The sequence below is a fragment of the Intrasporangium chromatireducens Q5-1 genome (assembly GCF_000576575.1).
Taxonomy (GTDB): Bacteria; Actinomycetota; Actinomycetes; order Actinomycetales; family Dermatophilaceae; genus Intrasporangium_A; species Intrasporangium_A chromatireducens.
In genome coordinates, this window is sequence record NZ_AWQS01000063.1 from 1 (window position 1) to 20239 (window position 20239).

General features: G+C 69.5%; 19 protein-coding genes and 1 pseudogene. 10 read left to right on the forward strand and 10 right to left on the reverse strand.

Annotated features, from left to right (window positions below; all coding sequences use genetic code 11):
• Positions 1 to 24: 24 nt before the first annotated feature.
• The 7 genes from N864_RS09650 to N864_RS09680 all read right to left on the reverse strand — a co-directional run bounded on the left by N864_RS09650 (position 25) and on the right by N864_RS09680 (position 9263).
• Positions 25 to 798 carry an SDR family NAD(P)-dependent oxidoreductase gene (locus N864_RS09650; protein ID WP_034715927.1) on the reverse strand — a complete coding sequence of 258 codons (774 nt, stop codon included), beginning with the start codon at positions 796 to 798 and terminating at the stop codon, positions 25 to 27.
• A complete protein-coding gene (locus N864_RS09655; protein WP_051518410.1) occupies positions 782 to 2176 on the reverse strand; it encodes an MFS transporter in 1395 nt (464 codons plus the stop codon). Before N864_RS09655 ends, N864_RS09650 begins: the two co-directional genes overlap by 17 nt.
• Positions 2177 to 2292: 116 nt before the next feature.
• Positions 2293 to 3852, reverse strand: a complete 1560-nt coding sequence (locus N864_RS09660) for an AMP-binding protein (protein ID WP_034715929.1) — start codon at positions 3850 to 3852, stop codon at positions 2293 to 2295.
• 3 nt (positions 3853 to 3855) lie between these two features.
• Positions 3856 to 5136, reverse strand: coding sequence for a xanthine dehydrogenase family Fe-S subunit (locus N864_RS09665; RefSeq protein WP_081793641.1), 1281 nt, complete (start codon positions 5134 to 5136; stop codon positions 3856 to 3858).
• The gene (locus tag N864_RS09670; protein ID WP_034715931.1) at positions 5133 to 6032 is read right to left on the reverse strand and encodes an FAD binding domain-containing protein; all 900 of its coding nucleotides are present in this window, start codon (positions 6030 to 6032) and stop codon (positions 5133 to 5135) included. The genes N864_RS09665 and N864_RS09670 overlap by 4 nt, the downstream gene beginning before the upstream one ends.
• Before the next feature lies 1 nt (position 6033).
• Positions 6034 to 6813, reverse strand: a complete 780-nt coding sequence (locus N864_RS09675; protein WP_034715932.1) for an enoyl-CoA hydratase/isomerase family protein — start codon at positions 6811 to 6813, stop codon at positions 6034 to 6036.
• On the reverse strand, positions 6804 to 9263 hold the full coding sequence (locus N864_RS09680; protein ID WP_051518411.1) for a xanthine dehydrogenase family protein molybdopterin-binding subunit: 2460 nt from the start codon (positions 9261 to 9263) through the stop codon (positions 6804 to 6806). Before N864_RS09680 ends, N864_RS09675 begins: the two co-directional genes overlap by 10 nt.
• An 81-nt stretch (positions 9264 to 9344) precedes the next feature.
• Here N864_RS09680 and N864_RS09685 point away from each other — a divergent pair, with 81 nt between their 5' ends.
• On the forward strand, positions 9345 to 9914 hold the full coding sequence (locus N864_RS09685; RefSeq protein WP_051518412.1) for a PadR family transcriptional regulator: 570 nt from the start codon (positions 9345 to 9347) through the stop codon (positions 9912 to 9914).
• A gap of 229 nt (positions 9915 to 10143) precedes the next feature.
• On the opposite strand, the gene N864_RS09690 is transcribed toward N864_RS09685, so the two are convergent.
• Positions 10144 to 11370 carry an IS30 family transposase gene (locus N864_RS09690; protein WP_034715942.1) on the reverse strand — a complete coding sequence of 409 codons (1227 nt, stop codon included), beginning with the start codon at positions 11368 to 11370 and terminating at the stop codon, positions 10144 to 10146.
• A gap of 470 nt (positions 11371 to 11840) precedes the next feature.
• Here N864_RS09690 and N864_RS09695 point away from each other — a divergent pair, with 470 nt between their 5' ends.
• A complete protein-coding gene (locus N864_RS09695) occupies positions 11841 to 12107 on the forward strand; it encodes a hypothetical protein (protein WP_034715933.1) in 267 nt (88 codons plus the stop codon).
• Between the two features lie 172 nt (positions 12108 to 12279).
• Here N864_RS09695 and N864_RS09700 read toward each other — a convergent pair whose 3' ends face one another.
• Entirely contained in the window at positions 12280 to 12564 is a 285-nt protein-coding gene (locus N864_RS09700) for a hypothetical protein (protein WP_034715934.1), read from the reverse strand.
• Positions 12565 to 13325: 761 nt separating this feature from the next.
• On the opposite strand from N864_RS09700, the gene N864_RS09705 reads away from it, so the two are divergent.
• Entirely contained in the window at positions 13326 to 13637 is a 312-nt protein-coding gene (locus N864_RS09705; protein ID WP_034715935.1) for a Rossmann-fold NAD(P)-binding domain-containing protein, read from the forward strand.
• Between the two features lie 86 nt (positions 13638 to 13723).
• Here the strand turns inward: N864_RS09705 and N864_RS09710 are convergent, their stop codons facing one another.
• Positions 13724 to 15148 carry a nitronate monooxygenase gene (locus N864_RS09710; protein ID WP_034715936.1) on the reverse strand — a complete coding sequence of 475 codons (1425 nt, stop codon included), beginning with the start codon at positions 15146 to 15148 and terminating at the stop codon, positions 13724 to 13726.
• A 219-nt stretch (positions 15149 to 15367) separates the two neighbouring features.
• Here N864_RS09710 and N864_RS09715 point away from each other — a divergent pair, with 219 nt between their 5' ends.
• The 7 genes and pseudogenes from N864_RS09715 to N864_RS26235 form a co-directional block, all read left to right on the forward strand.
• The gene (locus tag N864_RS09715; RefSeq protein WP_155892890.1) at positions 15368 to 16204 is read left to right on the forward strand and encodes a Rossmann-like and DUF2520 domain-containing protein; all 837 of its coding nucleotides are present in this window, start codon (positions 15368 to 15370) and stop codon (positions 16202 to 16204) included.
• Between the two features lie 89 nt (positions 16205 to 16293).
• Complete coding sequence (gene panD, locus N864_RS09720) at positions 16294 to 16752, forward strand: aspartate 1-decarboxylase (RefSeq protein ID WP_034715937.1); 459 nt, start codon at positions 16294 to 16296, stop codon at positions 16750 to 16752.
• Complete coding sequence (gene panB / locus N864_RS09725; protein WP_034715938.1) at positions 16749 to 17600, forward strand: 3-methyl-2-oxobutanoate hydroxymethyltransferase; 852 nt, start codon at positions 16749 to 16751, stop codon at positions 17598 to 17600. The genes panD and panB overlap by 4 nt, the downstream gene beginning before the upstream one ends.
• The gene (panC, locus tag N864_RS09730) at positions 17600 to 18475 is read left to right on the forward strand and encodes a pantoate--beta-alanine ligase (RefSeq protein ID WP_034715939.1); all 876 of its coding nucleotides are present in this window, start codon (positions 17600 to 17602) and stop codon (positions 18473 to 18475) included. Before panB ends, panC begins: the two co-directional genes overlap by 1 nt.
• 40 nt (positions 18476 to 18515) lie before the next feature.
• On the forward strand, positions 18516 to 19529 hold the full coding sequence (locus N864_RS09735; protein ID WP_051518414.1) for an AMP-binding protein: 1014 nt from the start codon (positions 18516 to 18518) through the stop codon (positions 19527 to 19529).
• Positions 19530 to 19594: 65 nt separating this feature from the next.
• Positions 19595 to 19948: pseudogene (locus N864_RS26230) on the forward strand (thiolase family protein); the annotation flags it as partial.
• Between the two features lie 16 nt (positions 19949 to 19964).
• On the forward strand, positions 19965 to 20239 hold a 275-nt coding region (locus N864_RS26235; RefSeq protein WP_476702741.1), incomplete at its 3' end, for a thiolase family protein.

Genomic DNA, 20239 nt, shown 5'->3' on the forward strand with positions numbered 1-20239 from the left:
GCAAGCGGCTTGACACAGGGCTTCTCATGCGAACACCCCGCCACCATCGACGATCACGGTCTGGCCCGAGACGAACCCGGAGTCCGGGCCCGCTAGCCACATGACGGCGCTGACAAGGTCGGTCGGCAACATGGCCCGGGGGATCGACCGTGTTGCCGCGACGCGCTCCATATACTCGTCGGTGTTTACCGCCCGCGAACCGGTGTCGTCCACGAGTCCGGGGGACACCGCGTTGACGGTGGTGCCTGCGGCACCGAGTTCTCGCGCGGCAGCTCTAGTGAGGCCCTCGACAGCCGCCTTGGAGGCGACGTAGTGCGCGAAACCTGCTGCTCCGTTGCGGGAGACGACCGAGGCAATGTTGACGATGCGTCCTCCACCACCGGCCCTGAGCGCCGGGGCGGCCGCGCGGATCGCCTGCCAGGTGCCGACGACGTTGACGCGCAACACCCGTTCCCAGTCCTGCTCCGTCAGCTCGGTGAGTGGCCGCTTGGGGCCGAGGCCCTGATAGATCGCCGCGTTGTTCACCAGGGCGTCGAGCCGACCGAACGCGTCGGCGGCTGTGCGCACCGCCTTGTCCATGTCATCCGCGGCTGTGATGTCGGCGGGTACGAATACTGCCTTGCCGGTGCCCAGTGAGTTGGCCTCGTCCACGGCGGACTGTCCGGTGTCAGCGGCGTCCTGGAGATCGGTGGCCACGACATAGGCTCCCGCCTCCACGAATTGATGCAGATAGGTCCGCCCAATGTCTCCGGCCACTCCCGTGAGAAGGACCGAGCGGCCCTCATAGCGGTTTTGCATTGGTTCCCTCCTCGATGGTGGCCGCGGACGGGAACGTGACTGTGGCGTGCTGCTCGATCGCTCCGCGAGTCTCGGGGCTACGGGCCGCCGCGATGATGAAGACCAGGACGGCACCCGCGATGAAGATCATGAGCCGACCCGGGATGTCCGCTGTCGTCGGGCTGAGTAGCGTGACGAAGGTCGGCAGCAGGCCACCGAGCATGAATCCGGTGTTCCAGGACACCGCCGTGCCGCGGGAGCGGATCTCCGTCGGGTACCGCTCGTTGAGGAAGATCATCACTGGTGCGTAGGCCGCGTTCGAGAGCGTCGCGAGCAGGCAGCACAGGATCAGGATCGTCACGGTCGCACCGGGATCCGTCCGAGCAATGACCAGGAGTATGACGGGTAGTGCGACCAGGTTGATCGTGCCGATCATGAGCATCGTCCGGCGCCGACCTAGCCGCTCGCTCAGGTGACCAGCACTTGTCGCGGCGAGGACCACGATGAGACTCGCCCCGAGCAAGATCCATCCACGGTCATCTCTCGGGACCGGTGTGACGACATCAAGGTAGGTCGGCAGGAAGCCGGAGGTGAGGTAGTACTGCGCGCCGGCACCGGCCGCGACCGCGATATTGAGAACGGTGATCCTGCCGTACCGGCCACTGAGCAAATCCTTGAAGCTCAGCGGTTTGCTGGCCTGCTTGTCCGAGACCTTCGCATTCTTGGCGGCGAGCCATAGCGGCGACTCCTCCACCTTGCGCAGCACGAAGAGGCTGAGCAGGGCGCCGAGGAGCCCGGTGGCAAACATGTAGCGCCAGCCGGTCTCGATGAACGCGGGGCCTGGATAGATGGCGCTGATAGTGATGAAGGCAATGCTCGCCAGTGCAGCGCCGATGCCGGCACCGCCACCGCCGATCAGGCCCGACATGAGGCCGCGGTAGCGTGCTGGGACGCTCTCCGTGCCAAGGGTGTGGGTGACGGCGGTGACGCCGCCGACAAAGATGCCTTGGATCACTCGCAGGGCCAAGAACAGGACCGGGGCGACCATGCCGACGGCGGCATAGGACGGGACGAGGCCCATCACAGCCGTTGATACCCCGACTCCGGCAAAGACGATCACCATGATCCGTTTGCGGCCCATCCTGTCCGCGAAGCTACCGAAGATGGCCGCACCGCCGGGCCGCATCAGGATGCTGACAGCGAACGAGATGAAGACCAGAGCGAGGCTGAGCGTCTCACTCTTGACGGGGAAGATCTGGTGGCCAACCGGGCCGGCCACATAGAGCAGGATGAACAGGTCGAAGAGGTCAAACGCCCATCCCATGACCGATGCGAACGCCGCCGCGAGGGGACTGCCGCTGACTTCGGTTCCCACGGGGGAGGATTTGTTGCTGTTCACTGAGACCACCTTTGGTTTCAATTGGATGTAAGTTGGCGCTGGGCCGCGCCGTGAAGATCAGACGATTCCACCTCGTCTCAGACGGGCGGTGACGACCGTTCGATGGGCTGAATGCCTTATCTGACACGCGCGCTCGTGGGCACGGCGTAGTCGCCGGCGACGAGCTTTCTCCGGAGGATCTTTCCGACGGGGCTCTTCGGTATAGCCGAGATGACAACGACCTTTTTGGGACGCTTGTATGGGGAGAGGGGGGCCTTCGTGCGGGCCCACTCCTGCAGGCGCCGTGCGAGCGCGACCGGGTCCTCCTGCGCGCGGACGGGGACGACGAAGGCGGTGACTGCCTGTCCCCATTTCTCGTCCTTGAGACCGACGACGGCGACCTCGGCGACGTCCGGGTGTCGCGAGAGGACATCCTCAACCTCGATGGGGTGGACGTTCTCACCGCCGGTGACGATCATGTCGTCCACCCGCCCGTCGACCCACAGGTCACCGTCGTCGTCCAGATGGCCAAGGTCGCCGGTGTGGTACCAGCCATCCCGGATGGCCCTGGCGTCCGCGTCCGGCCGCCTCCAGTAGCCTTGGAACGCATCGTCGGCTTCGAGCGAGGCAGCGATCTCGCCTACCACCCCTCGCGGCAGCGGGTCATGCCCGGCGTCCGGCTCCACGCTGACGATGCGCACTCGTGAGTACAGGCCCGGCCGTCCGGCGCTACCGGGTTTGCGGGAGGCGCGCTCCTCGATGGCGAATGTGTAGACCTCGCTCGAGCCGTAGTGGTTGACGAAGACGTCGGGCCGGATCGTTTCCTCGAGCTTCTCGCACAGGCTTGAGGTCATCGGGGCGCCGGCGAAGGCAAGCTTGCGCACGGTGGTCGCGACGCGGTCCAACTTGCCGGTCTCGGTGAGCGCCCAGAAGGCTGTCGGCACCAGGTACAGCGCGGTGACGGCCTCGGATTCGATCAGACCAATGGCTCGTTCGGCGTTGAAGATGGGCAACTCCACGAACTTGCCGCCGATAATGAGCATTGACAACAGCGAGCGCAGGCCCATGGTGTGGTACATCGGCATCGCGCCGAGGGTCACCTCGCCGTAGCCGTATCGGCACTGCATCACGTGTGCGACGGAGGCGGCGAACTCGTTGCGCTGGGTACGTGGGACACCCTTGGGCTTGGCTGTTGTGCCGGAGGTGTACAGCATCACGCTGGGGTCCGATTCCGTAACCTCGATCCGGGGCGGGGCTGGATCGGCGGCGAGCACCAAGGAGTCGAAGTCCATCGCCCCGGCGAGCGGCTGGCTGCCGGTGTGCAGCATCTTCGCCCGTGTTGGCGACATCGTGAGTGCCTCCTTGGCCACCTGCCTGGCGACGTCGTCGGTGACGACGACGGCCGGCTCGCAGTTCTGCAGGCAATAGGCGAGTTCCGGAGCCGAGAGACGGATGTTCAACGGTGTCGACATCACCCCGATCTTTTGCAGCGCCAGATGGGTTGAGGCCATGGCTTCCGAGTTCGACAGGAACATGGCCGCCCGGTCTCCCGGGCGGACACCGAGGCTCAGCATCGCGTTGGCGATGCGGTTGGTGCGCTCGTCCCACTCGAAGTAGGTCATCCGGCGGGATCCTGCGAACGCGAGCCGCTCGGGGAATCGTTCAGCCGTCCACGTGAGCGTGCGCCCGATCTCCATTGATCACTCCTCCCTCTTTAGGCGTTGTCGGATGGCTCGTCTGACGCGTCGGCGGATGGCTCGTAGCCGGGAGGTGGCCAGTTGGGCCGCGATGGCGATGGCGCTGGGCGGTTCGACCAAGGTGGGGGCCTCCCCTCGGGCGGTGGCGTCGAGGGCCCTGGTGAACTGCTTGAACATGTCGCGGCTGACGTCACTTGCCAGGGACCGTCCGAACTGGGCGATGCGGCCCGTCATGTGCAGTCCGGCGCGCGCATGGATGACGCTGCCTTCGCCCCGCGGCTCGACGTTGAACAGCACGTCTGCCTGCACGCTGCCGCCACCGGCGTCCTCCGCTTGTGCCAGCGCGCGGATTGTGTGGGTCTGTGGATCCCGCTCGATGACGTGGATGTCGCCAACGAAGGCGAGCTTCACTGGCCCGAGAGAGACCCGGATCCGGCCCTTGTAGCGGTCGTTGCCGAAGTCGGCCATGAGTTCCGCGCCGGGGAGGCAGCGGGCGAGTCTCTCCGTATCCTCCATGACGTCCCAGACGGCGTCGACGCGGGCGGTCACGTCATCGTCGACCTCGATGGCGGTGGTTGGCTCCGTCTGCGGCATCCGGATCTCGACGGCGCTCGGCCGGGCGTCCGCCTCGTTATCCGGACGGATGCTCCTGCGCCCGCCGACGCTCGTGCGGGGAAGGAGTGTTGCGGTGGAGCAGTTGCGCGGCGGCGGGACGGTCTCAGGGTTCGCCTGGGCCACCTCGGCGACCGCGTCAATGATGTTGCGGTACCCGGTGCACCGGCATAGGACGCCGGACATCTTCACCGGGAGTTCCTCGGCTGTGACTCCAGGCTCGTGGTCGAGCAGGTCGTAGGCGCTCATGAGCATCCCCGGGGTGCAGAAACCGCACTGCAACGCATGGTGGCGACCGAAGGACTCCTGCAGCGGGTGCAGGTCGTCGGCCTTGCCGAGCCCCTCGATCGTCATGATGTCGGCGCCCTCCACCTGGCATGCGAGAAGCAGGCATGCCCGCGCGGCGTCGCCGTCGACCAGCACGGTGCACATTCCGCAGACCCCGTGCTCGCAGCCGAGGTGGGTGCCGGTTAGACCCAGGTGGTCTCGCAGTGCGTCGGCGAGCGTGACTCGGGGGGCGACGTCCACGCTGGCCGGGCGGCCGTTGACCGTGAAGGAGACGGTGACCGTCTCGTCGGCCCGCACGCGTAGCGTCCCGGCATCGGCTGCAACGGTGCCGCGTCCTCCTGAGAGTCGTCCAAGGGAGGTTGTGAGGGCGTGCAGTGCGGTCATCGCGGTGGCTCCAGGCTCGATTGGTAGGCGTGGACGAGCTCACGGGTCGCGAGGGCTCGGAGGACGCGACGGCGGTACTGGGAGGATCCGTGGCTGTCCCCGGCCGTGGTCACGATCTGGTCGGCCATGGCGGTCACCGCGTCGCCGAGCTCGCGGGCGATGCCGATCGCGTCGACTCCAGCGCGTTCGACGGCGCCCTGCAGCTCGTCACGCAGGTCGCGGTACCGGGGCCGGTCGGATACGCCGAAGGCGGTGACCGCCGCCTCCTCAACAGTGCCCCCGCGCGTGCGGACCCGTACCGCAACGCCGGCTACGGCGAAGTCGCCGTGCCGGCGGGCGAGTTCGGCGAACCCGAACCCGTCGCCTTGGCGCGGCAGTGGGATCCGCACGGCGGTGACGACCTCGGTGGGTCCGAGGCAGGTCGTCATGGCGCCGGAGAAGAACTTCTCCGCGGCAATGCGGCGGGCTCCTCCCGGCCCGGTCACTTCGAGCGTGGCGCCGAGACAACTGGCCACGGCGGGCATTTCCGCGGCTGGGTCGGCATGGGCGAGGGAGCCGCATACGGTGCCTCGGCTTCGGATCTCGCGGTGCCCGACCCACGGTAGCGCCTGGCTGAGCAGCGGAACGACCCCGCGGAAGTCACGCTCGACGCGCCGCTGACGCACGGCAGCCCCCACCCGCAGACTCCCATCGATGAGGTCGACCTGCTTGAGCTCATCGACATCGGTGATGTCCACGAGGGTGCTCGGACGCCCGAGCCGCATGGCCAGGACCGGCACGAGGGACTGGCCCCCGGCGATAACCTTGCCGCCGCCGTCCTCGTCTGCGCGGACGAGCTCGGCGACCACGTCCCCGAGCCGGGTCGGACGGACATAGGCAAAGGGAGCGGCCTTCATATCAGCGGCCCGTGAACGAGGGGGCGCGCTTCTCGCGGAAGGCCGCGACCCCCTCGGCGAAGTCGTGCGTGGCACGGAGCATGGCATAGGACTTGCGCTCGAGCTCGATGCCGGAGGCGAGCGGGGCATCGACACCCCGGTCGAGCACCTCCTTGGCGGTGCGAAGCGCCACCGGGGAGTAGCCCAATAGGGTGCTGACCACGCGGTCGACCTCGCGCTCGAGACCTTCCCGGTCATCGGACACCGAGGCGAGCAGGCCCCAATCGAGTGCTTGCTGCGCCTTGATGCGTTGAGCGGTGAGCACGTGGTACTTGGCTCGGGAGAGCCCGATGAGGCGAGCCAAGCGCTGGGTGCCGCCACTGCCGGGCATCATGCCGAGCCGCATCTCGGGCAGCGCAAACTCCGAGCGGCTGGTGGCCAGCCGGATGTCGGTTGCGAGGGCGAGCTCGAATCCGACGCCGAAGCAATAGCCGTCGACCGCCGCGATCACCGGCTTGGGCGAGCGTGCCGGGGCCGTGATGTCGTGTCCGAGGTCGGTCAGGTCGAAGGGCTCGACCTCCATGAACCCGGCGATGTCACCACCGGAGGTGAAATGCTCACCGTCGCCGCGGATGACGACCACGGCAACGTCCCTGTCCGCGTCGATCTCGGCGAAGCGCTCGGACATCAGCGCGCGGGTCTCCATGGTGACGATGTTGTACCGGCCGTGGTCGAGGGTCAGATTGGCGACGCGGCCGTCGTGGCTGCGCTCGAGACGGATGTTTCCACCGGTCAGGGGCATGGTTGCTCGTTTCTCTTGTTGTCAGCGCGGGTGGACAGTAGGGCGTCGATGACGTTGCCGTGGAGCGGCAGAGAGGTGATCTCGACTCCATAGCCGGAAAGGGCGTCGGCGACGGCATTCGCAATGGCGACGGGGAAACTCATGCTGCTGCCCTCGCCGGAACCCTTGGCACCGAGCCGGGTGACAGGTGATGGCGTGACGAGTCGCTCGGCCACGAGGGGGAAACCGGTTTCGGCGGAGGTCGGTACGAGGTAGTCCATGAACGTCGAAGTGGGCTGACCGGCGTCGGTGTAAGCCATTTCCTCGTACAGGGCACCGCCGAGGCCGTGCGTCATCGCTCCGTGCACCTGACCTTCGATGAGGAGCGGATTGAGGACCGTTCCGGCGTCGTGGATCGCGTTGACCTTCTCGATGCAGATCTCGTAGGTCTCGGGGTCGATGCGCACTTGGACCAGTTCGGCGACGAAGCCATAGCAAAGGGACGAGTTGACCTGATCGGTCCTTGACGGGGCCGTCGCCTCCGGTGGAGTGAACGCTGCCTCCGCGTACAGGGCGGCGTTCACGCCGTCGGGAAGAGAGCCCGGGTCCCAGTGCACGAGGCCGGCCGCATGCCGGAACTTCACCGACCGCTCGGGCGCTGTGGCCACGCGGACGTTGCCGCCGGCCAGCTCGAGCTCGGCAGGGTCGGCGGAGAGCAACACCGCTGCGGCGACCTTGATGGTCTGGGCGATGCGTTCGGTCGCCTCCACGATCGCTGATGTGAGGAGCGGAGAGAACCTGGAGGAGTAACTGCCGGACGTGACGGTCCAAGGCGTGGTCGAGGTGTCCATGTCCACCTTGGGAACGACCATCTCCAGCGGCAGACCCAGCTGATCTGCGACGACCTGCCGGGCGACGGTCGCGTGGCCCTGCCCTTGTGGCACGGTGCCCAAGAGGACCGAGACGACTCCATACGGGTCGACGGTGACCCGGACGTGCTCGGTCGACCCGGATTTTTCTCGCCCGATCTTCCGCTCCTCCTGGGGTGTTGCGAGGCCGACGTAGCCGATGTTGGTGGCCGAGGGCTCGACGATGACGGCGATGCCCGAGCCGACGAGTTCGCCGCGCCCACGTGCCGCGGCTTGTTCAGCGCGCAGCGCCCTATAGCCGCTCGACTCGACGAGCATGGCAAGGGCCTTCTCGTAGTCGCCGGAGTCATAAATGCCGCCGGTCGGAGTGGCATACGGGAAGGAGCCCGACGGGATGAGGTTGCGTCGGCGTAGTTCTAATGGGTCGAGGCCAACGGTGTGAGCGACCTTGTCCATGAGGCGCTCGAGGCCGAAGTAGAGCTGTTGACCGCCGAAGCCGCGGTTGAGACCCGTTGGTGCCTTGTTCGTCACCACGGCGCGGGAGCGGAGCCGCACGGTGTCGATCCTGTATGCGCCGGTGATGTTCCCAAAGCAGCGGTACAGGGTGGCCGGCTCAGGCGGGCGTAGGTAGGCTCCCACGTTCTCCATGAAGTCGACGTCGAGCGCCTGCACACAGCCTTGCGCGTCCACGGCAGCGGTGAAGCGCATGATCCGGTCCGAGCCGGCCGAACTGGCAAGAAGGTGCTCGATCCGGTCCTCGGTCCAGCGCACCGGGCGCCCGGCGTGCCTGCTGGCCACTGCCAGTAGGGCGATGTAGGGGTAAATCCCGGCCTTGATGCCGAAGCTCCCACCAATATCTTGGGGCACGATCAGGCGAAGCTGGGCAGGGCTGATCCCCAGCGCCCCTGTGAGGACGGGAACCATGGAGAACGGGCCGTGGAAGTTCGCGTAGGCGGTGACGCGCGGCCCGTCGGCCTCGTCGCGCCATTCTGCGATGACTGAGAAGCATTCCATCGGGGTCGAGGAGTAGCGGGGGAAGCTGTACTCCTCGGTCACCACATGCGCGGCCCGCTCGAGAGCGGCGTCAACCTCGCCAAAGTTGAACACCCGGTCACTGGCGATGTTGCTGTTCGCGGTGTCGTGCAGCCGCGGCGCGTCCGGCTTCATGGCCAACTTCGTGTCGACCACGGCCGGCAGCAACTCGTAGTCGACATGGACGAGCTCTGCGGCGTCCTCGGCGGTGTACCGATCAGTTGCCACCACCACGGCAACGGGCTCGCCGACGAACCGCACCTTGTCGGTGCCTGTCGGGTAGTAGGGCATCGGCGCCCGCAAGGAAAGCGGGAATGGCCTGAGAGCCGTAAGCACTTCTTCGGGGCCGATGACGGCGGCCACGCCGGGATGGGCGCGGGCGCGCTCCAGGTCCACGCCGCGGATACGGGCATGTGCATGCGGGCTACGGACGATCGCGGCGACGAGCGTGCCTGGCAAGGGATCGAGATCGTCTAGGAACCGACCCCGACCCGTCAACAGAGCCGGGTCCTCGATCCGCGCCAACGGTTGTCCAACGAACCGCTCCTTGTTGACCACGGCGTCGATCATGCGACCCTCCTTACGTCCGCTTCGCACCATCCGTTTCAGACGGTCTAGGATGGAGCGTGACGCTACTGTATTGTCGCGGCCATGTCAACGGAACGCCTGACGACAACGTCCTATGTAGTCCTCGGACTGATCGCCCTACGGGGACCCTCCACGTCCTATGACCTCAAACGCGCAGTAGGACACTCCGTCGGCTATTTCTGGTCCTTCCCGCACGCACAGCTCTACTCGGAGCCACGCCGACTCTCGGAGATGGGCCTGCTCGAGGTCGCCACAGAATTGGATGGCCGACGCCGCCAGACCTTCTCCGTGACAGACCAAGGCAGCCAGGCGCTGCGACGCTGGCTCGCAGAACCCGTGACCGAGCCGATGCAAGTGCGCGACGTTGCCGAGTTGAAACTGTTCTTCAGCGAGCTATCGTCCGGCAAGGACGTGCTGACCATGGCAAAAGAGCAGGTGCGCCAACACAGCGACCGCATCCGGGTCTACGAAGACATGGAAGAGAGGTACGGGGCAGTGGACAGACTCGCCCCCCGCCTCGTCTCGCTGCGCCTTGGACTCAGACTCGAGCACGCCGCCCTAGACTTCTGGACCGAACTCGTCGGCGAGTTGAGCAACGCCAGTGGCTCCGGCCAGGCACGCGACGCCTCCTAATGCGCGCCTGCTTGCTTGGTGCAGTTCCTGGTTGGTGTTGACCCGCGCCAGCCGGGGGCGCGCTCGCTTCTGGGCTGCGGCTCGCTGCGACCGAGCGGCGGAGGGTCTCGGGCGCCGGTGCTGAATGGCTTGATCCTCACGGAGCGGGGGCCGGCGTCGCCTCGAAGTGTTGCTCGGGCACCAGGATGACGAGTGGCTTGGAATCCAGCGAACGTGGCAACAGTGGCTGCTACTGAGGGGCCAAGAGTAGCGCCGTGAGTCGGGTGTCAGGGGTGGCCCAGGAGTGGCGTTTCCGGGGACGGCCGTTGAGCTCGTCCTGGACTCGGAGCAGCTGGTCCGGGGAGTGAAGGGCCAGGTTGCTGCCCTTGGGGAAGTATTGGCGTAGCAGCCCGTTGGCGTTCTCGTTGCTGCCGCGTTGCCAGGGCGAGTGCGGGTCGGCGAAGAACACCGGCATCCCGGTCGCGGCGGTCAGCAGGTGGTGGTCGCTCATCTCCGTTCCGCAGTCCCAGGTCAGCGACCGGCGCAGGCTCGCTGGCAGCGCGGTGAACGCGGCGACCAGCGCCGGGGTGAGCACGTCCGCGCAGTGCCTGCCGGGCACGTGCACCAGCACCGTGTAGCCGGAAACGCGTTCGACCAGGGTGGCGATCGCGGAGCGGTTCGAGGCGCCCGTGATCAAGTCGCCCTCCCAGTGTCCGACGCTGCGCCGGTCCTCGGCCTCTGCGGGGCGTTCGCTGATCGAGGGACGCGCCACCTGGGCTCGCGCTCGACGGGCATCGGCCCGGCGATGCGGACGCCGGCGACGGCGCCTTGACCGCAGACACGATGCCGGATCCCGCTGGAGCACAGCGTCTTTCGCGTACAGGGCCTGGTAGATCGTCTCCGCTGCGAGCCGCCGTGCCGGGGCGTTCGGGAACGCGATCGCCAAGGCCGCGCTGATCTGCTCCGGGCTCCACTTCAGATCCAGCCAGCCTTGCACCAGCGCGCCGAGGGACCGGTCGGCGGCGACCTTCCGCTGCCTTGGTCGCGCTAGCCGTGTGGTCGCCATTCGCTGCGCCGCGGACGGCCGGTAGCGGCCCGCGTCGTCGCGGTTACGGCCCAGCTCACGGCTGACGCTCGAGACGTTGCGGCCCAGCTCCCGCGCGATGGCCCGCATGCTGGCGCCGGCCCGACGCCGATCCGCGATCACCTCTCGCTCGGCCTCGGACAGGTACCGCGGCGACCGCGGCGCCCCTGTGTTCGTCACCTCGATCATGGCCGGATACTCCCGCTCGCCACCGGCCCGGGCCGGGACCGTGCGCCCGTACCGCCAGCGTGTCCCGGTCCGCCGGTTGACCCCGACGAGCCGGCACGCCTCGGCGTTGCTGACCCCCCGCGCGATGAGCCGCGCGTACTCCTGGCGCTGCCGCGTCAACGGCGCCGGACCCGGCACCTTCCGACCTGCTGACTGCTCCACCATGACGTGCTCCACCCTCGCTCGGTGTTGCCACGTTCGCTGGATTCCAAGCCATCACGGTGGGGCCAAATCAACTTGTCATACTCACGCTCCTGATCCCCAACGATGACAGGGACCCGCAGCGCCACTTCATGCACGAAAAGGACATCTTCATGCCGGCCGGGACGGGCCGGCCGCGGGGATCTCCGCTTCCAAGACCTGCGGTACACGGGGCGCGGTCCTTGCGGCGTAGACGGGTGCGACGCTCGCTGAACTCATGAGCCGGCTCGGTCACTTGACCCCGGCCGCTGCGATGCGCTGCCAACACGCGGCACGCGGCAGGGATGCGGAGATCGCGGCGGGCTGTCCCGGTTGGCGCAACAAGGGTGAGACGCGATGGTCGCGATGCGAGACGGCGCTATCGCATGGGAGCCACGGCACGGTCCGGGAGGTGGGCTTCTTTGTGGGCCTGAGATCCGGCAGGCGATGAGCGCATGAGCACGATGAACCGCACGGTCGACAAGCTGGTGAGGGACGCGCGTGAACGGCTCGCGTGGTGGATGTTCGAGACGGCGCATCGGCTCGACAACGGCGTGGCCGAGCCTGACGAGCTGTGCCGGCAAGCGATCGCGAAGGGCTTCGACGCCGCGCTGGCCTCGAGGGGCAGCCCCCGGGCACGGCGGACTTTCGAACTGCATGGGGCGCGACGTACGTATGGCGGGCGCGTACTGTGGATAGTCCTGCCGCCGGTCAAGGCATAGCCGGCCCACGGTCCCGCCCCCACGGCGAGCACGCGCACTGCGCTACCGCACGTGCGGCACGGGCCAAAGGCGTGTAGTTGCCGCGGTCGAAGACGAGGTCATCCTGCGGGGTTGGCTCATGCCCGGGACCATGACACAGAGCGTCGACACGGCACCGCTGCAACGCAGCGTGTCAGTGCATGAGTGGCCGGCGCGAGGCGGAGACCGCCAGACCCGCCAGGACACCGATGACGGCGACCGCGGCACCGAGCAGCACGCGGGGCAGCGACTCGGCGTAGCAGGCCCGGGAGAGCAGGCTCACGTCCGACGCCCCGAGATACAGGGCGACCCTGACCGACGGCATGCCGCACGAGATCTCGCTGCCCACGACGGTCAGGTGCGTCGGCAAGAGCGTGAGCGCGAGCATCACGACCGCGGCGAGCGCGATGATGAGCAAGCCCAGTTGGCGGTTCCGCATGGCGGAGACGATAACGATGCACGTACGGCAAATGCCCGAATTCGGAGATTCGCGCGTCCGTTAGGTGCGAGGCCGGTTCGCGTTCCACCGTGACTTGCGTCTCATCGCCTGCATCCCGGACCGGGCGCGTCGCTACATTACCGTCCAGTGCTCTCGTGCATCGAACCCTTCGCAAGCCCCCCCGTCGGCGAACGGTTCGTGCTCCGAGCGCGCTCCATGCCCCTCCGGGACTCACAAGCTCGCATCTCAGCCGGCTCACGCCGGGTGAAATGGGGCCGGCGCCCGGCGGGGTATGGCCCACAGCTCCCACTGAACCCGCATTGAGGGTCTAGCCAGCAGCGAGCACCGACCCCTACCGTGGAGCGCGAGCGCGGGCCAGTGCGGCGGATCGGTGCGGTACCCTTCGCCGACCGGAGGCACCTGGTCCGCCCTCGCCATATCCGGCCCACGCGTCGGGCCGCCGGTTCCCGGCCCCCAATGACTCATTCCATCGCCTTGGTCGACCCCACCACCACACATGGACGACGGGCAGGGCCCGCCTGCACGTCGGATACGCCTGTCGCGTCACCTACGGTTGGTCCACGGCGTCGGCATCGAGGTAACCTCTGCAGCCACCCGGGCGGTCGGCGGCCGCGGCGGCACGGGACCCCGGTCCACGTTTGTTCCCACGGTCAGCGACACCGCTAATCGCGCGGGCGTGCCACTGCGCGTGCGTGCCGAACTCCTCGGTCGTCTGCAGACCCTGCGGCGGGGGGACTGGCTTGAGGACGTGCGAGGAGACGCCGTCGAAGATTCGGTATGCCAACATCGGCATCATCGAGGGCATCGACGCCAGCCAGTGCGGCATCGGCGCTGTCGTGGCACGTCTTGGCGAGGCGTTCCCGTGTGACGAACAGGCCCTGTTCACGGTGGCCGCGCACGACCCGGATCGCCAGGTCACCCTCGCCCTGCTGTCGGCGCTGGGCGCCGGGGATGTCAGCCACACCTACCTTCCCGGCATGACCGGTGATGAACGGCAGGCTCTCGAGCGCAGCGCCGAGATCCTGCGGAAGGCAACGGCCAGCATCACCTGACCGGTGCCGGTGCCCCCGATGGCAGCCGAGCCTCGGGCGTTGGGCGGCTGGTTCATGGGTTTCAGCGGTAGAGGCAACGCTTGGCCTCACGGGACGGGAGTGAGGAGCCAGTCGAGTGCTTCTGTCGCGGTCCAGCCGTGCGGGTGACTTTCGAGTAGGTGCCGAGCGCCGTCGAGGTCCTGGCCGATGGTGACCGCGGCGACCTCGTCGTAACCCTCGCGGCGGTGCTGGCCGAGGCCGACGTTGGCGGTCAGGGCGTTGCACAGGCACTTGCGGCCCTCGGTGGCGGTGGCCGTGCCGCCCTTGCGGACGTAGGCGTCGACCGGTTCGGCGGCGCACCGGTAGCCGACCGAGCCGTCGGCACGCTCGAACGGTTCGCGCAGGTAGGACAGGTCGCACAGCCGGGGGCGAGCGGCATACGTCTTCTCGTCGGACAGGGTGCCGGGCAGGGCGGCGACCTTGAACGGGAACGCGGTCGGCGACGCGCGGGGGTCGTTGCGGACGACCAACGTCCCGGCAGCGAGCTCGGTGAGGACCTGTCTCCTCAGCTGCGGGGTGAGCCCGGACTCCCGGCACAGGGCGAACAGGGTGCCGCACTGGACTCCGGCGGCGCCGGCCGCGAGGGCGTCGGTGAGGCGCTCTGGGGTGCCGTACCCGCCGGCGAGCCAGAACGGCAGCCCGAGCTTCGCGATGGCGCCGAGGTTCGCATCGTCGCGGGCGCTGTAGACGGGCTGGCCGGCCTCGTCAAGGGTGAGCGGTCCGCGCGGTGGGGCGCTGTGGCCGCCGGCGATCGGCCCCTCGACGACGAACCCATCGGGGCGGATCGCCTCGTCGCGGGCCAGATAGCCGGCCAGGCTGTGCAGCGAGACGATCGCGAGGAACCTCGGCCGGTTCAGGGCCGGCAGGTGGGCGCCGAGCAGGGCGGCCGGCTCGATCGTGGTCGTGTGGGTCCGGGTCGCGTCGTGGACCTCGACGGTGAGCCGCCCGGGCCGGCCGGCGGCGAGGTCGGTCAGCAGCTGGGGGATCTCGCGGGGGATGCCGGCGCCCATCAGCACGTAGTCGACCCCGGCGAGCATCGCCCCCAGAGCCGCCGATGGGGTGGCCATCTGGATCTTCTCGAGGAAGTTGATCCCGACCGGGCCGTCGTGGCCCTCCTTGGCGAGCCAGACGTGCACGAAGTTGCCGAGGACCGCCAGCTCGAGCGCGGCTCGAGTCGGCGTGACGGTCAAGGTCGGGTTCGGCCGATACGGGGTCTCGGGGGTGCGCCCGGCCGGGATGAAGTAGCGCGAGACCGCGCGGGAGGCCATCTCTGGGTCGGGGAAGGCAGCGAGGGCCCGGCGCAGGTGCCGACCAGGGTCGCCGTCCTGCAGTCCTCGGGACAGGACCGCGTCGAGGGCGGTGCCGGATACGACACCGAGCTGGCCACGCTGGGCCACCGCGCGGGCCAACGGCCAGGTGGAGACGTTGACGCCCATGCCGCCCTGGATGACCACCGGGTGCTGGTCAGCCATGCCACACCTCCGAGACCGTAACCTACGCTGCCGTAGGCAAGCGTACGTCCTGCCAGCGAGCACCTTGAGGCTCCCGGCCGCCGCGTGGTGGCGCGGGTCGCTACTCCCAATCCGCGCAATCGCCTTGTCACGCAATAGCATCGGACGGCCCCTGTGACGGATCGCACAGTCGGCCAACCTTTGTGGCGTGGCCCGCGGACCTCTTGGCAGGATGCCACCGTGCCGCGCACGTCACGCCACCGCCCGGATGGGGCGACGCCGACCGTCGCCGTCGTGGGGCCGGGTCGAGCGGGAGGCTCGATGGCCCGGTCCCTGCTGGACGCCGGCGTACCCGTGCCGGTGCTCGGGACCCGGGATGGTGCTGTCCGCGCGATCGCAACCCGGCTGGGGCTCGAGACGTGCTCGCCGCCGGAAGCGCTGAGCCGAGCGGACGTCGTCCTGCTCGCCGTCCCCGATGACGCCCTCGAGCTCTTGGCGGCACATCTCGCGGCACACGCGCGCCCGTCGAACCGCCGTCCAGTCGTGGCGCACCTGAGTGGTGCTCTGGGGGTCACGGCGCTGGCCCCGCTCGCTGCCGCTGGGCTGCCGGTCGCGGCGTGGCATGTGCTGCAGGCCTTTCCCTCGCCCGAGACCGGCGTGCGGCCCGGCGTAGTGCACGCGCTCACCACGGATACCGCGACGACAGAGGCCGTCCTCGCTCGGCTCGTGAGCGCCCTGCAGGGCCGGCTGCTGCGCGTCCGCGAGGCCGACCGGGCCCGCTACCACGCCGCCGCCGTGCTGGCGGCGAACGGTACAGCGGCGGTCATGGTCGCCGCCGCCGCGCAGCTGCAGGCGTGCGGCCTGACCGAGCCGGACGCGCTCGCGGCACTCGGCCCGCTGGTGGACTCGGCGCGCGATGCCGTGGTGGCGGGCGGCATACCGGATGGTCTGACGGGGCCGTGGGTGCGGGGCGATGCGGGCACGGTGGCCCGCCACCTGACGGCGCTCGGTGACGATGATGCGACCGTGCGGCTCTATGAGGCGCTGGCCCGGGTCGTCGAGCGAGCGTCGCACTGACCTGCCGTCCCGTGCGCCGCCTGCGGCGTGGTGTGGGCAAGGCCACGATGTGGGGGAGGCGGGCGCGCCGCGCCCCTATCCTGCAGCGCATGCGTTTCAAGACGATGGTCAGCGGCAAGATCCATCGAGCGCGGGTGACGGCGGCGGACCTGCACTATGTCGGCAGCATCACCATCGACGAGGACCTGCTCGACGCGGCGGGGATCGAGTCGTACGAGCGGGTGCAGGTGGTCGACATCGACAACGGGGCCCGGCTGGAGACGTACACGATCCCGGGTGCCCGCGGCTCCGGGGAGGTGCAGCTGAACGGGGCCGCGGCGCGGCTGGTGCAGCCGGGCGACTTGGTGATTGTCATGGCTTACCAGCAGGTGGCCGTCCCGGTCCCGGGCGACTGGCATCCGCGCGTCGTCCTGGTCAATGCCGCCGACAACAGCATCGCCGACGTGGTCGTGGACCGGGCGGACCCGAGGGCGCTGCGCGGACCGGCCGCCGATGGGCCCGCCGGGCTGCCCGGCGCCACACCCGTCCCCGCGGAGGTCGGCGAATGAGGACGACGATCGGCCAGCTGGCCCGCGGGGTCACCGAGGGGCAGCGGCTGGTCATGGTGACCTGCTACGACTACACCTCGGCCCGGCTCGCCGACCGGTCCGGCGTCGACCTGCTGCTGGTCGGGGACTCGCTCGGGATGGTGATGCTCGGGCACGACTCGACGCTCCCGGTCACCCTGGAGGACATGGTGCGTGCGGCACGCGCCGTGGTCCGGGGCTCGACCCGGCCGCTCGTGGTCGGTGACCTGCCGTTCCTGACCTACACGACGGCCTCGGATGCGGTCGCGGCGGCGCGGCGCCTGATGGGCGAGGCCGGTGTGCAGTCGGTCAAGCTCGAGGGCGGAGCCGAGGTAGCGCCGCAGGTCGAGACCCTCGTGCAGGCGGGCGTGCCGGTGATGGGCCACATCGGCTTCACCCCGCAGTCGGTCAACCAGCTCGGGGTGCGGGTGCAGGGCCGTGACGCGCCCGCCGCCGCCCAGCTGATCCGAGACGCCCTCGCGCTCGAGGCGGCCGGCGCGTGGGCGGTCGTCCTCGAGCTCGTCCCCGCGCAGCTCGCCGCCGAGGTGACCGCCCACCTGTCGATCCCGACCATCGGGATCGGCGCCGGGGCCGGCTGTGCCGGTCAGGTCCAGGTGTGGCACGACCTGCTCGGCCTCTACGAGGACTTCGTGCCGCGCCACGCCCGCCAGTTCCGGACCTTGGCCGATCAGATCGTCGGCGGCCTGGATGACTATGTCGCCGCGGTCCGCGCGGGTGACTTCCCGGGAGCCGAACACGCGGCCACCATGGACCAGCAGGTCCTCGCCCAGGTGCGCGGCGTGCTCGGACCGACCGGCGAGGGCCGCTGATGCACGTGGTGCGCAGCCGTGAGCAGGCGCGCCGGGCACGGGCCGGCCTGGGGAGCGTCGGGTTCGTGCCGACGATGGGGTTCCTGCATGACGGGCACCTCTCCCTCGTCGAGGTCGCGGGCCGTGGGCATGACGCCGTGGCGGTGTCGATCTTCGTCAACCCCACCCAGTTCGGCCCTGGCGAGGACTTCGCGGCGTACCCGCGGGACCTCGACCGGGACCTGGCGGTGCTCGAGTCGGCCGGTGTGGACCTCGTGTGGGTGCCGGACGTCGCGGACATCTACCCGCGCGGGGCGGCGACCCGGGTCACGGTCGACGGACCGATCGCGTCCGTGCTGGAGGGCGCCAGCCGGCCCGGGCACTTCGACGGCGTCGCCACGGTCGTCACGATCCTGCTGGGCGTGCTGGCCCCCACCGGGCTCGTGCTCGGCGCCAAGGACGCCCAGCAGGTCACGGTGCTGCGCAGCGTCGTGCGCGACCTCGGGCTCGACGTCGAGCTCATCGTGGGCCCGACGTGGCGCGAGCCGGACGGGCTGGCCATGAGCAGCCGCAACATCTACCTGACCGAGCCCGAACGCGCCGCCGCGCCGGTCCTGCGGCGCGCGCTGGCCGAGGCCGAGGCGCGGTATGCCGCTGGGCTGCGCGACGCTGCGCTGATGCGGTCGGTGGTCCGCGAGCTCGTGCGGGCCGAGCCGCTGGCCGAGCTCGACTACGTTTCCGTCGCGGATCCGGACACCCTCGCCGAGCTGGAATGGATCGACGACACCACGCAACTGGTCGACCCCGAACGGAAGGGCCGGGGCGCGGCGCTGGTGTCTCTGGCGGCACGGTTCGGACGGGCCCGGCTGCTGGACAACGTTACCCTCGGCGCCTGAGGTCCCTCACATGCGGGTCCTTGGAGGGCAAGGAGATCGAGTGCACGCCGTCCGTCCGGAGGAGCACGCTGACCCGGTTGAGGCGGTGCTGGCCGCGCACCGGGCGGGCACGCGGCTCTCGCTGGCCACCTCGGGCACGACTGGTGCCGTGCGACGGGTGCTGCGCTCGACGCAGTCCTGGTGGGGAAGCTTCGCCGCCTACTCGGAACTGTCGGGTGTCGCTGCGGGAGCGCGGGTCTGGCTGCCCGGGCCGCTCACGTCGACGATGGTGCTGTTCGCGGCGGTGCATGCCGCGGTGGTGGGGGCCACGCGCGTGGATGACCCGGGCGAGGCGACGCATGCCTGCCTGACGCCAGCCCAGCTCGAGATGCGCGGTGCTGAGCTACCTCGAGAGACTTGGGTCGCGGTGGCCGGCGCGGCACTGTCGAAGCGGCTCACCCTGCGGGCGGCGGCGCGGGGGCTGACGGTCTCGCACTACTACGGTGCGGCCGAGCTGAGCTTCGTCGCGGCCAGTGCGCCGCGTCGCAATGAGGGAGCCGGACCCGTGCCGGCAGGGCTGCGGCCATTTGCCGGCGTGGAGATCGCCATCCGTGACACGCCCGGCCCGGGGTCGATCTGGGTGCGGTCACCGTCGGTCTGCGACGGGTACGACGGTGCGCCGGGGCCGCTGAGGCGGGACGGTGAGTGGGCCACCGTTGGTGACGTGGGCCGGATCCGGCATGGTGTCCTCGAGGTGCTGGGACGGCCCGATGCGGTGACGACGGCGGGTGCGACGGTGCTGCTGGCCGAGGTGGAGGCCGTGCTGGCAGGGGTGGCCGAAGGCCCGTTCGCGGTGCACGGTCTGCCACATGCGGTCTTCGGTGAGGTGCTCGCGGTGACGTGCGTCGACCCGGCCGATGAGCCCCGGCTCAGGGCCGCGGCTCGTACCTTGCCGGCCTCACACCGACCGCGGATCTGGCGCAGGGCCGACACGCTGCCCCTGACGCCGGCGGGCAAGGTGGACCGGGCCGCGCTGGCGTCCGTCCTGGGCACCACGCTGGGCGGTGCCCGGTGACCGGCGTGGTCATCGTCGCGGCGCGGCGTACCCCGATCGGCACGGCCGGTCGCGGACTGGCAGACGTGACGGCGGCGGAGCTGGGTGCGGCGGCGCTGCGTGCCGTCGTCGCGGACGCGGGCCGCGTCCGGGATGAGGTGGTGCTCGGCAACTGCATGGGTCCGGGCGGCAACGTGGCCCGGGTCGCGGCCCTGACCGCGGGTCTTCCGGACGAGGTTCCCGCGCTGAGCGTCGACCGGCAGTGCGCGAGTGGTCTCGCGGCGATCGAGCTGGGGGTCCGGCTCGTCCAGTCCGGGCGGGAGCTGGTCGTGGCCGGTGGTGTCGAGAGCGCGTCGACCGCGCCGTGGCGGATGTGGCCCCCGCCTCCGGAGGGTGAGGCGGTCCGGTACGAGCGGGCCCCGTTCGCGCCCGAGCCGCGCGACGTCGACATGGGGTATGCCGCTGACCTCCTCGCGCAAGAGCGCGGCGTCCCGCGGGCCCGGGCAGGACGCGTATGCCGCCCGCTCCCACGCGCGGGCCGTCGCGGCGCAGGCGCGGGGCGTCTTCGCGGACGAGGTCGTCCCGGTCGGTGGCGTCAGTCGTGACGAGCTTCCCCGCGCGGGGTTGCGCGTCGAACGGCTCGCCCGGTTTCCCGCGGTGTTCCGCCCGGGCGGAACGGTCACGGTGGGCAACTCGTGCGGCATCAACGACGGCGCCGCCGCGGTCGCCCT

What these genes read in the sequence shown, in the direction of transcription:
- N864_RS09660 (WP_034715929.1), bottom strand. Translation starts at nt 3,852, where the DNA reads ATGGAGATCGGGCGCACGCTCACGTGGACGGCTGAACGATTCCCCGAG.
- N864_RS09675 (WP_034715932.1), bottom strand. Translation starts at nt 6,813, where the DNA reads ATGCCCCTGACCGGTGGAAACATCCGTCTCGAGCGCAGCCACGACGGC.
- N864_RS09700 (WP_034715934.1), bottom strand. Translation starts at nt 12,564, where the DNA reads ATGCGGAACCGCCAACTGGGCTTGCTCATCATCGCGCTCGCCGCGGTC.
- panC (WP_034715939.1), top strand. Translation starts at nt 17,600, where the DNA reads ATGCACGTGGTGCGCAGCCGTGAGCAGGCGCGCCGGGCACGGGCCGGC.
- N864_RS09695 (WP_034715933.1), top strand. Translation starts at nt 11,841, where the DNA reads ATGAGCACGATGAACCGCACGGTCGACAAGCTGGTGAGGGACGCGCGT.
- N864_RS09665 (WP_081793641.1), bottom strand. Translation starts at nt 5,136, where the DNA reads ATGACCGCACTGCACGCCCTCACAACCTCCCTTGGACGACTCTCAGGA.
- N864_RS09710 (WP_034715936.1), bottom strand. Translation starts at nt 15,148, where the DNA reads ATGGCTGACCAGCACCCGGTGGTCATCCAGGGCGGCATGGGCGTCAAC.
- panB (WP_034715938.1), top strand. Translation starts at nt 16,749, where the DNA reads ATGAGGACGACGATCGGCCAGCTGGCCCGCGGGGTCACCGAGGGGCAG.
- panD (WP_034715937.1), top strand. Translation starts at nt 16,294, where the DNA reads ATGCGTTTCAAGACGATGGTCAGCGGCAAGATCCATCGAGCGCGGGTG.
- N864_RS09690 (WP_034715942.1), bottom strand. Translation starts at nt 11,370, where the DNA reads ATGGTGGAGCAGTCAGCAGGTCGGAAGGTGCCGGGTCCGGCGCCGTTG.
- N864_RS09680 (WP_051518411.1), bottom strand. Translation starts at nt 9,263, where the DNA reads ATGATCGACGCCGTGGTCAACAAGGAGCGGTTCGTTGGACAACCGTTG.
- N864_RS09650 (WP_034715927.1), bottom strand. Translation starts at nt 798, where the DNA reads ATGCAAAACCGCTATGAGGGCCGCTCGGTCCTTCTCACGGGAGTGGCC.
- N864_RS09685 (WP_051518412.1), top strand. Translation starts at nt 9,345, where the DNA reads ATGTCAACGGAACGCCTGACGACAACGTCCTATGTAGTCCTCGGACTG.
- N864_RS09670 (WP_034715931.1), bottom strand. Translation starts at nt 6,032, where the DNA reads ATGAAGGCCGCTCCCTTTGCCTATGTCCGTCCGACCCGGCTCGGGGAC.